Origin of the sequence: Simplicispira sedimenti (genome assembly GCF_022760965.1) — a bacterium.
GTDB classification, from domain to species: domain Bacteria; phylum Pseudomonadota; class Gammaproteobacteria; order Burkholderiales; family Burkholderiaceae_C; genus Simplicispira; species Simplicispira sedimenti.
The window spans coordinates 278,754-292,010 of sequence record NZ_JAKVIJ010000002.1; the positions used below are offsets into that span (position 1 = coordinate 278,754).

12 protein-coding genes are annotated in these 13,257 nt (G+C 66.7%); 9 read left to right on the plus strand and 3 right to left on the minus strand.

What is annotated here, in order from left to right:
• Nucleotides 1-15 precede the first annotated feature (15 nt).
• The 6 genes from MJ602_RS03790 to MJ602_RS03815 all read left to right on the plus strand — a co-directional run bounded on the left by MJ602_RS03790 (nt 16) and on the right by MJ602_RS03815 (nt 5,867).
• Entirely contained in the window at nt 16-840 is an 825-nt protein-coding gene (locus MJ602_RS03790) for a TatD family hydrolase (protein ID WP_243019454.1), read from the plus strand.
• 96 nt (nt 841-936) lie between these two features.
• Nucleotides 937-1,476 carry a DNA-deoxyinosine glycosylase gene (locus MJ602_RS03795; RefSeq protein ID WP_243019455.1) on the plus strand — a complete coding sequence of 180 codons (540 nt, stop codon included), beginning with the start codon at nt 937-939 and terminating at the stop codon, nt 1,474-1,476.
• Between the two features lie 10 nt (nt 1,477-1,486).
• Complete coding sequence (locus tag MJ602_RS03800) at nt 1,487-2,251, plus strand: class I SAM-dependent methyltransferase (protein ID WP_162017135.1); 765 nt, start codon at nt 1,487-1,489, stop codon at nt 2,249-2,251.
• Nucleotides 2,252-2,278: 27 nt separating this feature from the next.
• On the plus strand, nt 2,279-4,087 hold the full coding sequence (tfpB, locus tag MJ602_RS03805) for a type IV pilus assembly ATPase TfpB (RefSeq protein WP_243019456.1): 1,809 nt from the start codon (nt 2,279-2,281) through the stop codon (nt 4,085-4,087).
• Between the two features lie 14 nt (nt 4,088-4,101).
• Nucleotides 4,102-5,409 carry a DUF3422 family protein gene (locus MJ602_RS03810; protein WP_162017133.1) on the plus strand — a complete coding sequence of 436 codons (1,308 nt, stop codon included), beginning with the start codon at nt 4,102-4,104 and terminating at the stop codon, nt 5,407-5,409.
• Between the two features lie 11 nt (nt 5,410-5,420).
• Nucleotides 5,421-5,867, plus strand: coding sequence for an acyl-CoA thioesterase (locus MJ602_RS03815; protein WP_162017132.1), 447 nt, complete (start codon nt 5,421-5,423; stop codon nt 5,865-5,867).
• A 186-nt stretch (nt 5,868-6,053) separates the two neighbouring features.
• Here MJ602_RS03815 and MJ602_RS03820 read toward each other — a convergent pair whose 3' ends face one another.
• Both MJ602_RS03820 and MJ602_RS03825 read right to left on the minus strand, forming a co-directional pair.
• Nucleotides 6,054-7,022, minus strand: a complete 969-nt coding sequence (locus MJ602_RS03820) for a M48 family metalloprotease (protein WP_243019457.1) — start codon at nt 7,020-7,022, stop codon at nt 6,054-6,056.
• 10 nt (nt 7,023-7,032) lie between these two features.
• The gene (locus MJ602_RS03825) at nt 7,033-7,605 is read right to left on the minus strand and encodes an SH3 domain-containing protein (RefSeq protein WP_243019458.1); all 573 of its coding nucleotides are present in this window, start codon (nt 7,603-7,605) and stop codon (nt 7,033-7,035) included.
• 79 nt (nt 7,606-7,684) lie between these two features.
• Here MJ602_RS03825 and MJ602_RS03830 point away from each other — a divergent pair, with 79 nt between their 5' ends.
• The 3 genes from MJ602_RS03830 to MJ602_RS03840 are packed head-to-tail and all read left to right on the plus strand — an operon-like array spanning nt 7,685 to nt 12,268.
• Nucleotides 7,685-8,515 carry an SDR family oxidoreductase gene (locus MJ602_RS03830; protein ID WP_243019459.1) on the plus strand — a complete coding sequence of 277 codons (831 nt, stop codon included), beginning with the start codon at nt 7,685-7,687 and terminating at the stop codon, nt 8,513-8,515.
• A 7-nt stretch (nt 8,516-8,522) separates the two neighbouring features.
• Nucleotides 8,523-9,638 (plus strand): TRAP transporter substrate-binding protein, encoded by a 1,116-nt coding sequence (locus MJ602_RS03835; protein WP_243019460.1) that lies wholly within the window; start codon nt 8,523-8,525, stop codon nt 9,636-9,638.
• A complete protein-coding gene (locus tag MJ602_RS03840) occupies nt 9,635-12,268 on the plus strand; it encodes a bifunctional diguanylate cyclase/phosphodiesterase (protein WP_243019461.1) in 2,634 nt (877 codons plus the stop codon). Before MJ602_RS03835 ends, MJ602_RS03840 begins: the two co-directional genes overlap by 4 nt.
• A 16-nt stretch (nt 12,269-12,284) precedes the next feature.
• Here MJ602_RS03840 and MJ602_RS03845 read toward each other — a convergent pair whose 3' ends face one another.
• Nucleotides 12,285-13,184 (minus strand): DMT family transporter, encoded by a 900-nt coding sequence (locus MJ602_RS03845; protein WP_243019462.1) that lies wholly within the window; start codon nt 13,182-13,184, stop codon nt 12,285-12,287.
• Nucleotides 13,185-13,257 lie beyond the last annotated feature (73 nt).

The window sequence follows — 13,257 nt, forward strand, 5'->3', positions numbered from 1 at the left end:
GGAATCATCGCGCCCATGCCCCACTGGATCGACACCCACTGCCACCTGGATGCCCCTGAATTTGCTGCCGATGCGGATGGGGTGCGCGCCCAGGCCCGTGCCGCCGGTGTGCAGCACATTGTCATCCCTGCGGTGCAGGTGGCCCATGCCGACGCCGTGCGCAGCCTGGCCCACCGACATGGCGACAGCTACGCCCTGGGCATTCACCCGCTTTACACCCCGCAGGCCGCGGACGATGACCTGGAGTGCCTGGCAGACCTGCTGGCGCAGTACCGCTGCGACCCGCACCTCGTTGCCGTGGGCGAGATCGGGCTGGACTTCTTCGTGCCAGGGCTCGACGCCGAGCGGCAGACGCGCTTCTACCGCCAGCAACTGCAACTGGCACGGCGCTTCGACCTGCCCGTGATCCTGCACGTGCGCCGCTCGGCCGACGCACTGCTCAAGGGCCTGCGCGAGCTGCCGGTGCAGGGGGGCATCGCCCACGCCTTCAATGGCAGCCTGCAGCAGGCGCGTGCCTTCATCGCGCTGGGCTTCAAGCTGGGTTTGGGTGGGGCGCTGAGCTACGAGCGTGCGTTGCAGTTGCGCCGCCTGGCCACGGAGCTGCCCATTGAAGCCCTGGTGCTGGAGACCGACGCGCCCGATATGCCGCCGCATTGGATTTACCGCACCGCCGCCGAGCGTTCGGCAGGCCTGCCGCAGGGGCGCAATGCCCCGGCCGAGCTGCCGCGCATCGCGCAGGTGCTGGCCGATCTGTGGGGCATGCCGCTGGAGGCGTTGGCGCAACAGACGGAGGCCAATGCCGTGCAGGCACTGCCGCGCTTGCGGGGGCGTGTCGGATAATGGGCCAAAATGGCCGTTTGCGCTTGTTGGTCAAGCGCAGGCAGCTATTAATTTGATAGTAAATGTAACCAAGGCACCTGCCGCCTGCTGTCCGCCATGACGCCTCCTTCCCCCGCTGTGTCCTCCGCCGTGCCTGCCGCACGGTTGGCGGGCCTGCCGCCGGTGGTGGGCGAGGGCACGGTGGTGCTGGTGCTGGGCAGCTTTCCCGGCGCAGCCTCGCTGCGCGCGCAGCAGTACTACGCGCACCCGCAAAACCATTTCTGGCGCATCCTGCAGGCGCTGTGGCCGCAGCATGTCCTGCCCGGCCCTGAGGACTACGCCGGGCGCTGTGCCTGGCTGCTCGCGCGTGGCTTGGGCCTGTGGGACGTGTATGGCGCCTGCGAGCGCGAAGGCAGTCTCGACAGCCGCATCCGCAACGCCGAGGTGAACGATTTCGCCGGCCTGCGCCCACGTTGTCCGCGCCTGGCGGCCATCGTCCACAATGGCGGCGAGAGTTTTCGCCACGCGCGCGCCACGGCGCAGCTCGGCGTGCCGGTGCTCAAGCTGCCATCCACCAGCCCGGCGAATGCCTCGTGGAGCTTTGAGCGCAAGCGCGCAGCCTGGGCACAGGCCCTGGCCGCGCACGGACTCCTTTGACAAGAAACGAATGGCCCGCAAGAAAAACACCACCGCCGAACTACCCGAAGTCAGCGTCTCCGACGATGGCGAGGTGCGCCACCTGCACCTGGGCACGCCCTGGATCCAGGGTTCCATGCGCATTGATGCGCCCTTTGACCTGGAGCTTGAATACATCCAGCGCATGATGGCCTGGCTGCTGTTCATGGAGCCCGAGGCCGTGCGCAAGGGCCATGCCATGCAACTGGGCCTGGGGGCAGGCGCCATCACCAAGTTCTGCCACAAGAAGCTGCGCATGTGCGCCACCGCCATCGAGCTGAACCCGCAGGTCCTGGCCGTGTGCCGCGCCTGGTTCAAGCTGCCGCCCGACGGCCCCAAGCTGCGCGTGGTGTTGGCCGACGCCGCGCAGGAAATCCGCAACCCGATGTGGCTGGGCACGGTGGACGCGCTCTGCGTCGATCTGTACGACGACAACGCGGCGGCCCCCGTGCTCGACAGCGCCGAGTTCTACGCCGACTGCCGCGCCCTGCTGAGCGAGGGCGGCTGCATGACGGTCAATCTGTTCGGCCGTGCATCGAGCTTTGCACAGAGCGTGGAGAAGCTGGCGGCAGTGTTTGGCGAGGATGCCCTCTGGGCCTTCAAGCCCACGCGCGAGGGCAACACCGTGGTGCTGGCCCAGCGCACGCCCAGCCGTTTCAAGCGCGGCGAGCTGGCCGCGCGCTGCGCAGACATCCAGGAGCGCTGGGGCATTCCCACGGCCAAGTGGGTGCGCGGCTTCAAGCCCCTGGCCGACTGATTCTTCATCGTTTTCTGCCCACACACCATGCCTCCCCATTCCCACCGTTCCACGACCGCACAGGACAGTGCCCACGCCAAGCACCACGGCCCTCTGGATTGGCGCCGCGTCGTTGAGTGGCTCAGTGCCGATGGCGTGATTTCGCCCGATGAGGCGCAGCGCACCATTGCGCGCTGTTCGCAGGCAGAGAGCCGCCAGAACCCCCTGGTGCGCCTGGCCAACGTCGCCATGGAGCGCGCCAGCGACGGCAAGCCGCTGGACGTGGACATGCTCACCGAGTACCTGGCGCAGCGCAGCGGGCTGGAGTACCTGCGCATCGACCCGCTCAAGGTCGATGTGGGCAAGGTGGCCGACACCATGAGCGCCACCTACGCCGAGCGCCACAAGGTGCTGCCGGTGCAGGTGACGGCCAAGGAAGTCGTGGTGGCCACGGCCGAGCCCTTCATCACCGACTGGGTGGCCGAGGTCGAGCGCCAGGCCAAGCGCACGGTGCGCCGTGTCATTGCCAACCCGCAGGACATCCAGCGCTACACGGCCGAATTCTTTGCGCTGGCCAAATCCGTGCGCGCCGCGCAAAAGGCGGGCGGCACCACGGTGTCCAACAGCTTCGAGCAACTGGTCGAGCTGGGCAAGACGAACAAGCAGCTCGATGCCAACGACCAGGGCGTGATCCGCGTGGTGGACTGGCTCTGGCAGTACGCCTTTGACCAGCGCGCCAGCGACATCCACCTGGAGCCCCGGCGCGAGCAGGGCGTGATCCGTTTCCGCATCGACGGTGTGCTGCACCCGGTCTATCAGATGCCGCTGGGCGTGATGGCCGCCATGGTCGCGCGCGTCAAGCTGCTGGGGCGCATGGACGTGGTCGAGAAGCGCCGCCCACAGGACGGCCGTATCAAAACGCGCAACCAGCGCGGCGACGAGGTGGAAATGCGCCTTGCCACGCTGCCCACGGCCTTTGGCGAGAAGATGGTGATGCGTATCTTTGACCCCGACAACGCCGTCAAGGGGCTGGATGCGCTGGGCTTTGGCACGCACGATGCGGGTCGCTGGGAATCGCTCATCAAGCGGCCCTACGGCATCATCCTGGTGACCGGCCCCACGGGTTCGGGCAAGACCACCACGCTGTATTCCACGCTCAAGCGCGTGGCCACCGAAGAGGTCAACGTCTGCACGGTGGAAGACCCGATCGAAATGATCGAGCCCAGCTTCAACCAGACCCAGGTGCAGCCGCAGCTCGATTTCAGCTTTGCCGAGGGCGTACGCGCCCTCATGCGCCAGGACCCCGACGTCATCATGGTGGGCGAAATCCGCGACCTGGAAACCGCCGAAATGGCCGTGCAGGCCGCGCTGACCGGCCACCTGGTGTTCAGCACCCTGCACACCAACGATGCCCCCAGCGCCATCACCCGCCTGCTGGAGCTGGGCGTGCCGGCCTACCTTATCAGCGCCACGCTGCTGGGCGTTCTGGCCCAGCGCCTGGTACGCACGTTGTGCAAGGAGTGCAAGGAGCCCGACGACCAGCTCTCGCCCGAGGTGCTGGCCGAGGCGGTCAAACCCTGGAAGTTCAGCGGCACCTTCCAGCCCTACCGGCCGGTGGGCTGCATCGACTGCCGCATGACTGGCTTTCGCGGGCGCATGGGCTTGTACGAGTTGCTGACCGTGACCGAAGCGCTCAAGCAAGGTATCACCGCAGAGCCCTCCATCGATGGCTTGCGGCGCCAGGCCGTGCAGGATGGCATGCGACCGCTGCGCATGGCCGGTGCTCTGCGGGCGGCGCAGGGCATCACCACGCTGGAGGAGGTGATTGCCGCCACCCCCAGCCCCACTTCGTACTGAGGGGTGTTGCCGCGATGAATGCCGCTGCTCCCTTTCTCACCTCCCTGCCGCCACAGCACCCGCAACGTGCGCTGCTGCACAACGAGATCCATGCCCGCCCGCCGGAGGCCATCGAGGCGCCGGTGGCCAGCACCCACATCGTGATGTGGACCGACGCCGCCGCGCGCGAGGTCAGCCGTGCCCACCTGGGCACCTTGCTGCGCAACCACCACCAGCCCCAGCCCGATGCGGACACCACGCACCTGCGCGTGGACCTGGGGCCGGTGCGCATTCGCTGGGAAATGCACACCGAATTCGTGACCTGGACCTTCACCGTCCCGCTGCGCACCGAAGGTTTTGGCGACAGCGAGCCGGTGGGCGCGGCCCACAGCGTGCCGCGCGACTGGCTGGCCCAGTTGCCGGGCCATTGCCTGTGCGGCCTGAACCTGTGGGTGCTGCCCACGCGCGAGTTCGGTTCGGGCTCGCTGGTGCGGCATGTGCTCAATGAGGACGCGCTGGTGGCCTCCACCGTGGCCGATGGGCATGGCGAGGTCTATACCGACTTTGCCATCCATCCCGACGGCTACTCGCGCATGGTGCTGCTGGCGGGTGGCATGACGCCCCGGCGCCTGGGCCGCCTGGTGCAGCGCCTGCAGGAAATCGAAACCTACCGCATGGCCGCGCTGCTGGGCCTGCCCGCCGCGCGCGAGGCCGCCCAGGTGCTGGCGGGGGCCGAGCGCGAGCTGTCTGGGTTGGCCGATGCCATCCGCCTGGCCAACCGCGACGATGAGCCCGCGCTGCTGGACCGCCTCACGCGTTTGGCCGGGCAGGTCGAGAGCCAGTACGCCGCTACGCATTCGCGCTTTTCGGCGAGTACGGCCTATTTCGAGCTGGTGGATCGCCGCATCGCCGAGATTGCCGAATCGCGTCTGGCGGGTTTGCAGACCATCCGTGAGTTCATGGACCGGCGCCTGACCCCCGCACGGGGGACCTGCGACTGGGCCGCGCGGCGCCAGGAGGCGCTGTCGCGCCGCGTTTCGCGCATCAGCCAGTTGCTGCGCACGCGCGTGGAGATCGAGCAGCAGCAAAGCAGCCAGGCGTTGCTGGCCAGCATGAACCAGCGCCAGGACCTGCAGCTCAAGCTCCAGTCCACGGTGGAGGGGCTGTCCGTCGCCGCCATCACCTACTACATCGTTGGTCTGGTGAGCTATCTGGCCAAGGGGGCGCAAAAACTGGGCTGGCCGTTGTCCCCCGAAAGCACGGCTGCCATTGCCATTCCGGTGGTGGCGTTCAGCGTGTGGTGGTCGCTGCGCCGCCTGCACCACCGCATGTTCAAACACTGATATTTTTCACCATGCCCCGCATCCAGTTTGCGCTGCCAGAACGCTTTGTCTTTGCTACCGAGCTGCAGATCTACATCAGCCACGTCAACCAGGGCGGGCATCTGGACAACGCCCAGTTGCTCACCCTGGTGTCCGAGGCGCGCGTGCGCTTCTTCCAGGCCCTGGGCTACCGCGAGGCCGGGGTCGAGGGCCTGTCCATCGTGGTGGGAGACATCGTTGCGCAGTACAAGTCCGAGGGGTTCCACGGCGAGGTCATGCGGGTGGAGATGTTGCCCTCGGACTTCAACAAGTACGGGTTTGACATCGTGTACCGCATGACCGAGAAATCCACCGGTCGCGAGGTGGCGCGCGGAAAGCTCGGGGTGGTTTTCGTGCACCCGCAAAACAAGACTGTGGCCCTGGTGCCGCCGCGCTTCATGGAGCGCATCGCTGCACTCCATGCGGGCCTAGTGTCCTGAGTTGGAAATTCGTTTCACAAAAAAGGCCGAGAATCGCCGCCATGCTGCGTTGCAAATCCGCGCGATAGCTACGGCTGTCGCTGTGGCTTGCGCCTTGCCTGGCAACGATTTCGACATTTTTATATCTTCAACGAATCTCCAGCTCAGGACACTAGCGGGGGCTTGAGCGCGCAGGGCGCCGATCCGCTATTTCCTGGCCTTGCGTCCGGCCGCACCACCGTCCTGACCGCCGCCCAGGCGTTGCGCCACGGTCACACCAGGGCCGCCGGTGTAGGGGTCGAGCCTGCGGCCCATGGCCTGTTCCAACTGGTCCAGGCGGGTCTGTGCGGGGGGGTGGGTGGAAAGGGCCAGGGTGAACATGGGGTTGTCGGGCGTGGCCGTGCGCAGGTTTTGCAGCACCGACACCAGGCCATAGGGATCGAACCCGGCGCGGGCTGCCAGGGCCACGCCTTCGCGGTCCGAATGGAACTCGTCGGTCTGGTCCAGGCCGCGGGCGTACAGGTTGCGCCCCAGGGCAAACAGTTGCGAGGCCACCAGGTTGCCCACGGCGTTGGTCTTGATCTGCGATGCCACCAATTGGGTCACCACGCCGGACTGGGCGGTCTTGCGCATGGCGTGCAGGTGGTGCTTGGCGGTCACATGGGTGATCTCATGTGCCAGGATGCCCGCCAGTTCGGCCTCGTCGGCGCAACTGTCGATCAGGCCCTTGGTCACGAACACGTAGCCGCCGGGCGCGGCAAAGGCGTTGTAGCCCTTGTCGTCCAGCACGACGAAGGTCCAGGGCAGGTGGGGGCGCGTGGACTGCAGGCTGATCCAGCGCCCCAGTTGGTTCACATAGTGTTGCAGGCGCATGTCGGGGTGCAGCGGCTTGCTGCCCAGCAGCACCGAGGCCAGCTGGCGGCCGATATCGATCTCGCGCGCCTCGTCGATGTTCTCGACCGAGCGCGACAGCAGGCTGATCAGGTCGTCGCCCTGGGGCTGGGCGCTCTGGCCCGTCACGGCGCCCAGCAGGCCGCCGCCCGACGAGCCACCACCCAGTGAGTTGAGCAGGTTCATCACCCCGCCCTGGGCCAGACCAAGAGCGGGAGCCAGTGACAGCGCAGCGTACAGGGCGGTGGTGCGCAGGCGACTTTGCAGGGAGGAGGGGGCAGTCATGGGGGGCTCCTCAATTGGCATAGGTGGAGTCTGTGGAAGGAGCCGTATTGCCCGAAGCCGGGCGCGGCGGTTCAGGCAGCGCTTCCACGGAACGCGGCTTCAAGGGGGCGGTGCTGGCAAACTGGCGCGCCTGGTCGGCGCTCAGACGCATCTTCTCGGCCTGGGTCACAGCAGCAGGGTTGGGCTGGGCGTTGGCGATGTCCTCGGCGCTCAGGCCGCGGATGCCCACGGTAGCGGTCGCCGTGGTGGTGCTGCCCCCGCCGAACAGGCCGCCCACGCTGCGCAGACCGCTGGCGGTGCTGTTGCTGCTGGCTGTGGCCGGTTGTGAGCCCAGGTCGAACATGTGCACCCAGCCTTCTGTGCCCTGCGGGGTGCGTACCTTGACCCAGGAACCCTTGCGGTCTCCGGTGCGGGCCACGCTGCTGTCGGCCGCCAGGGCGCCCCGGCTGGCCGCCTGGTCTCCCGGCGCTTCGCGCAACTCGGTGGCGCGCTTGATGGTGGCCTCCTGGGCCTGGGCCGAGCCCCACAGCAGCCCGAAAACCACGAACACCCGACTCAGGGCCTGCCAACTCGACGGTTTCATTGGAATCTCCACTTATGATCGCTTGCGCCCTGCCAGCCAGGCTATCGGACGGGGCAAGCCATTGTGACGGGGGATTGTTATGGATTTGGGCATTGCAGGCAAATGGGCCTTGGTGTGCGGCGCCAGCAAGGGGCTGGGGCGGGGTTGCGCCGAGGCCTTGGTGCGCGAAGGGGTGAACCTGGTCATCAATGCCCGCAATGCCGATGTGTTGCAGCAGGCTGCTATTGATTTAATAGCTATTGGCGATGATTCGGAGGGCGCTGGAGCCGTAAAACATCCTAAACCTCAGGTGCTGTGCGTGGCCGCAGACATCACCACGCCGCAAGGCCGCGAGGCCGTTTTCGCGGCACCCGGCGGGCCGGGCAAGGCCTTTGACATCGTGGTGACCAACGCCGCCGGGCCTGCGCCAGGGGATTTTCGCGACTGGGAGCGTGAGGCCTGGCTGCAGGCGCTGGACGCCAACATGCTGACGCCGATCGAGCTGATCCGTGCCACCGTGGACGGCATGGCCGAGCGCGGGTTTGGGCGCATCGTCAACATCACCTCCAGCGCCGTCAAGGCGCCCATCGACATCCTGGGTCTGTCCAACGGAGCGCGCAGCGGGCTGACGGGCTTTGTGGCCGGTGTGGCGCGCAGCCCGCTGGCGGCGCGCGGGGTCACGATCAACAACCTCTTGCCGGGCAAGTTCGACACCGACCGCCTCGCCTCCACCTTTGCCGCTCAGGCCGCGCGCACCGGCCGCAGCCTGCAGGAGGTGCGGGCCGCGCACACCGCGGCCATTCCGGCGGGGCGCCTGGGCGCAGCGCGGGAATTTGGCGCGATCTGCGCCTTTTTGTGCAGCGTGCATGCGGGCTACATTACCGGCCAGAACTGGCTGGCCGATGGGGGCGCCTATCCGGGCGTCCATTGACGGGGCCATGGTGCAGCACAAACGCCACAACGGGGGCCGGGGGATGTCCATCCAACAGCAGATTTTCTCAGTGCGCAGGGCACCATGGGTGGCGCTGGCCCTGGCTTGGGGCCTGCAGTCGGTGGGGCTTGCAGCAGAGCCGCCGCAATACCAGTTCCGTGTGGTGGGCGGGCTGGCGGGGGTCAGCCAGTACACGCAGTGGGAAGAACCGTTCTGGAGCCGTGAGCTTCCGCGCATGAGCGGTGGGCGTTTCAAGGCCGACATCGTGCCCTTTGACCGGGCCGGTGTTCCGCGCGACGACATGCTGCGCTTGTTGCAACTGGGCGTGGTGCCGTTTGGCACGGTGTTGATGGGGTCCATGACGGCCAACTACCCCCAGTACACGGCGCCTGACCTTGCCGGTTTGAACCCGGACAGCGCCAGTCTCAAGCTCAGCGTGGCGGCATTCCGGCCGTTTCTGGAAAAGAGCCTGCGCGAACAGCATGGGGTGCAGCTGTTGGCGCTGTATGTCTATCCTGCGCAGGTCGTGTTTTGCAAGAAGCCGTTCGCGGCCCTGGCTGACTTGTCGGGCCGCCGCGTGCGTGTGTCCTCGGCCGCGCAGGCCGATTTTGTGGGCGCCTTGGGCGCCACACCGGTGCACACCGCGTTCGCGCAGATTGTTTCCAGTGTGCAGGCGGGCAGCATCGACTGCGCCATCACCGGCACGCTGTCGGGCAACGGGCTGGGGCTGCAGGCGGTCACCTCGCACATGCATGCCATGCCCTTGAACTGGGGCGTGGCCCTGTTTGCTGCCAACCTCAGTGCCTGGGAGGCCCTGCCTGCGGACCTGCGCACCCTGCTGCGCAAGGAGCTGCCCTTGCTGGAGGCCGCCATTTGGGAAGAGTCCGAACGCGACACGGCCCAGGGCATTGCCTGCAACACTGGGCAGAGCGCATGTACCAAGGGTGTCAAGGGCAACATGGTGCTGGTGCCCATCTCGGCGCAGGATGAGCGCAAGCGCCAGGACATTTTTGTGTCCACCGTACTGCCGCGCTGGCTGCAGCGCTGCGGACAGCGGTGTGCCGATATCTGGAACAAGACCATCGGGCCTGCCCGGGGATTGAGTGCTCCCGACCGACAATGACCCGCTTCCCACCTGAACGGATCAAACCAGCCCTCTGGCTGCTCGTCGCCTTGTTGGTGGCGGTGCTGGCCGGCGCGACCGCGTGGCAGGTCTGGTCCCTGCGCGAGAGCGCGGTGCGCACCAGCGAGGAGACGGTGGAGCGTTTCGTGTCAGGCGCCGAGGTGGCGCTCAACCACAACATGTTGTCCATCGACCTGTTGCTGTCGGGTGCCCAGGACATGTTGCAACTGCAGCCCAGCGCCGATGTGCAGGCCGAGAGCCGGATGCTGGCTGTGGTGGCACGGGGCAATCTGCTGGTCTCGCGGGTGGCTGTGGTGGACGCCCAGGGTCGGGTGCGAGCCTCGTCCGAACCTTCGGGTGCTCTGCAGGAGATGTCGCTGCCCACGGCTTTCCTGGCCGGTGTGGTGTCGTCGGCCGCGCAGCGGCTGTATATCAGTACGCCCGTGCTCAGTTTTGCCACCACCCAGCAGGTGCTCTACTTTGCCCGGCCTTTGGCCGGACGCGACGGGCAGCGGCTGGCGGCCGTGGCTGAGGTGCCCCTGGCCAAGCTGGCCAACGTGCTGACGCAAGGGCATGAGGTGTCGGGCCTGGAGATTGTCTTTGAGCAGAACGATGGGCGCCGCATGTTGGCCCTGCCCGATTTGCCCGAGGCGGGGCCGATCCCGGCGCTGCGCAACGATGTCCCTTTGCCCGACCGTGCATGGAACATGCCTGCGCGCATCAGTGGCAAGCCCGCATTGGTGGTGTCGCGGCAATTGGTGTATCCCAACCTGCGGGTGTCGGTCAGCCTGCCCGAGGACCAGGCACTGGAGCGCTGGGAGTATGAGCGCAACATGGTGGCGGCTGCGGCACTGGTGTTTTGTGCCATGGTGCTGGTTGCTGCCGCGGTGACTGTGGCGGGGTTCGATCGCATGGCCCAGGTGCGCAAGGACATTGCCGATTCCAAAGCCTTGCTGGACCAGGCGCTGGAATCCATGGTCAGCGGCTTTGTGCTGCTCGATGCGCAGCAACGGGTGGTGCACTGGAATCGCCGGTTCATCGAGTTGTTTCCCTGGATGCGTGGCGTCATTGCGCCCGGCATGTCCTTTCGCAAGGTGTTGGAGCAATCGGTGGTCCACCACCTGCCTGCGGGCAGCGACGCCGAGCGCCAGCAATGGATAGCGCTGCGCCTGGCGCAGCAGCGGGAGGGCACCGGCGCGCACGAGCAGGTTTTGCCCGATGGGCATTGCATCCATGTGCTGGAGCGCGCCACCCCGGAGGGCGGGTGGGTCATCACCTACCACGATGTGACCGATCTGCGCCGAGCCAATGAGGAAATCGAGCACCTGGCCTTCTACGATCCTTTGACCGGTCTGCCCAACCGCCGTCTGTTGCTGGACCGGCTGGGCCAGGCACTGGTGCTGTCCCAGCGCTCGGGCAAGGTGGGCGCCTTGCTGTTTTTGGACCTGGACCACTTCAAGGCCCTCAACGACACCTTGGGGCACGAAGTGGGCGACGAGCTGCTGCAAGCGGTGGCGCAACGCCTGTTGGCCAACGTGCGCGTGGCCGATACGGTGGCTCGCCTGGGGGGCGACGAGTTCGTGGTGATGCTCAGCGACCTCTCCACCAGCACCCAGGAAGCCGCCGCCTTGGCCCAGCGGATCGGTGAAAAGATCCTGCGCGGCCTCTCCGAGCCCTATGTGCTGCGTGGCCATGTCCACCAAGGTGCGGCCAGCATTGGCGCCACGCTGTTTGGCTCCAGTGCGCAGTCGGCCATCGAGTTGCTGCGTCAGGCCGACATTGCCATGTACCAGGTCAAGGCGCGCCGCGGCAATGCGCTGTGCTTCTTCGATCCGAAGATGCAGACCGCCATCAACGACCGGGCCCAGCTGGAAGCTGACCTGCGCCAGGCGCTTATCACCCAGCAGCTGGTGCTGCATTTTCAGCCCCAGGCCAGCTTGCAGGGCGAGGTGGTGGGCGCCGAGTGCCTGCTGCGCTGGCAGCACCCCCAACGCGGCATGGTTCCGCCGGGGCAGTTCATTGCGGTCGCCGAAGAAAGTGATCTCATCCTGCACATCGGGCAGTGGGTGCTGCACAGCGCCTGTTCCCAGCTGGCACGCTGGCAGGATCAGCCGCAGTGTGCGCACCTGCAGTTGTCGGTGAACGTCAGCGCACGCCAGTTCCGCCAGAGCGATTTTGTGCACCAGGTGATCGAGACCCTGCAGGTCACAGGCGCACGGGCGCACCTGCTCACGCTGGAGTTGACCGAGTCTCTGGTGCTCGACAACGTGGAAGACGCCATCGACAAGATGCACCAGCTGCGTACCAAGGGTGTGCGTTTCTCGGTGGACGATTTCGGCACCGGCTACTCGTCGCTGGCCTACCTTACGCGCCTGCCGCTGCACCAGCTCAAGATCGACCAGTCCTTCGTGCGCAACCTGGGGGTTCGACCTTCGGACGATGTCATTGTGCAGACCATCATCGGCATGGGCCGCAACCTGGATCTGGAGGTCCTTGCCGAAGGCGTGGAGACCGAGGCGCAAAAGGCCCTGCTCATTGCCCACGGCTGCGATCTGTATCAGGGCTACCTGCTGGCGCGCCCCATGCCGGTGGCCGATTTCGAGCGCATGCTCAACAGCGGCGCCGCCTGAGCGCCGACTCCGGGCGTCAGCGTCGCGAGGAGACGACGATTCCGCCCACGATCAGCGCAAACGCCAGCGCATGGTAGGCACGCGGTGCCTCGCCCAGGAAGGCTGCCGACATCAGCGCAGCAAACAGCGGTGTGAGGTTGGAGAAGAACCCCGCAATCGCTGGCCCCGCACGCTGCACACCGATACCCCAGCAGCGGTAGGCCACCACGGCCGGCCCGATGGCGATAAAGGCCAGAGCAGCCACCAGCGGCCAGCCCCAGGTGATGTGGCTGGGGGCCAGCGCCCATTCGGCTCCGGCAAAGCCGCCCGACCAGAGCAGGCCGAAGACCATTTGGGCCATCAGAAAGGCCGCCCAGTCGCCACGCACGCTTGCGGGTTCGCTGGTGCGTACCAGCAGCCAGCTGTAAAAGGCCCAGGACACCGTGGCCAGCAGCATGAACACATCGCCCGGTACCAGCCGCAGCGACAGGAGCTGGCTCCACTCCCCACGGCTCAGCACCAGCAGCACCCCGGCCATGGACAGCGCGGCGCCCACCAGTTGCTGGCGCGTGACAGCGGCGCCAAAGCACAGGGCGCCCACGGCCAACATCCAGACCGGCATGCTGGATCCCACCAGGGTGACGTTGATGGGTGTGGAGGTCTGCAGCGCCAGGTACTGCAGTGCGTTGTAGGTGCCAATGCCCAGAAGCCCCAGCAAGGCATAGCGCCGCCAGTACGGCCACACCGGGCTGTCAGGGCGCAGCACCCCATGGGCCAGCGGCAGCAGCAGCCCAAAGGCCAGCAGCCAGCGCAGAAAGTTCAGCGTGATGGGCGGCACCAGCTCGTGCACCAGCCGCCCGACCACGGCGTTGCCCGCCCACATCAGCGGCGCAATCACCAGGAGCACGGCCGTGCCTGGGGTCAGTGTGTGTCTCATACCGCCACTGTAGCGGGCTGCGGCGCGCAAGGCTTGCAGAAACATGGCACGATGCCAGGCATCATTGCCAGAA

Coding starts and splice junctions, on each gene's coding strand:
- MJ602_RS03825 (WP_243019458.1), bottom strand. CDS start 7,605: ATGAAACCGTCGAGTTGGCAGGCCCTGAGTCGGGTGTTCGTGGTTTTC.
- MJ602_RS03815 (WP_162017132.1), top strand. CDS start 5,421: ATGCCCCGCATCCAGTTTGCGCTGCCAGAACGCTTTGTCTTTGCTACC.
- tfpB (WP_243019456.1), top strand. CDS start 2,279: ATGCCTCCCCATTCCCACCGTTCCACGACCGCACAGGACAGTGCCCAC.
- MJ602_RS03830 (WP_243019459.1), top strand. CDS start 7,685: ATGGATTTGGGCATTGCAGGCAAATGGGCCTTGGTGTGCGGCGCCAGC.
- MJ602_RS03835 (WP_243019460.1), top strand. CDS start 8,523: ATGGTGCAGCACAAACGCCACAACGGGGGCCGGGGGATGTCCATCCAA.
- MJ602_RS03840 (WP_243019461.1), top strand. CDS start 9,635: ATGACCCGCTTCCCACCTGAACGGATCAAACCAGCCCTCTGGCTGCTC.
- MJ602_RS03810 (WP_162017133.1), top strand. CDS start 4,102: ATGAATGCCGCTGCTCCCTTTCTCACCTCCCTGCCGCCACAGCACCCG.
- MJ602_RS03845 (WP_243019462.1), bottom strand. CDS start 13,184: ATGAGACACACACTGACCCCAGGCACGGCCGTGCTCCTGGTGATTGCG.
- MJ602_RS03820 (WP_243019457.1), bottom strand. CDS start 7,022: ATGACTGCCCCCTCCTCCCTGCAAAGTCGCCTGCGCACCACCGCCCTG.
- MJ602_RS03795 (WP_243019455.1), top strand. CDS start 937: ATGACGCCTCCTTCCCCCGCTGTGTCCTCCGCCGTGCCTGCCGCACGG.
- MJ602_RS03800 (WP_162017135.1), top strand. CDS start 1,487: ATGGCCCGCAAGAAAAACACCACCGCCGAACTACCCGAAGTCAGCGTC.
- MJ602_RS03790 (WP_243019454.1), top strand. CDS start 16: ATGCCCCACTGGATCGACACCCACTGCCACCTGGATGCCCCTGAATTT.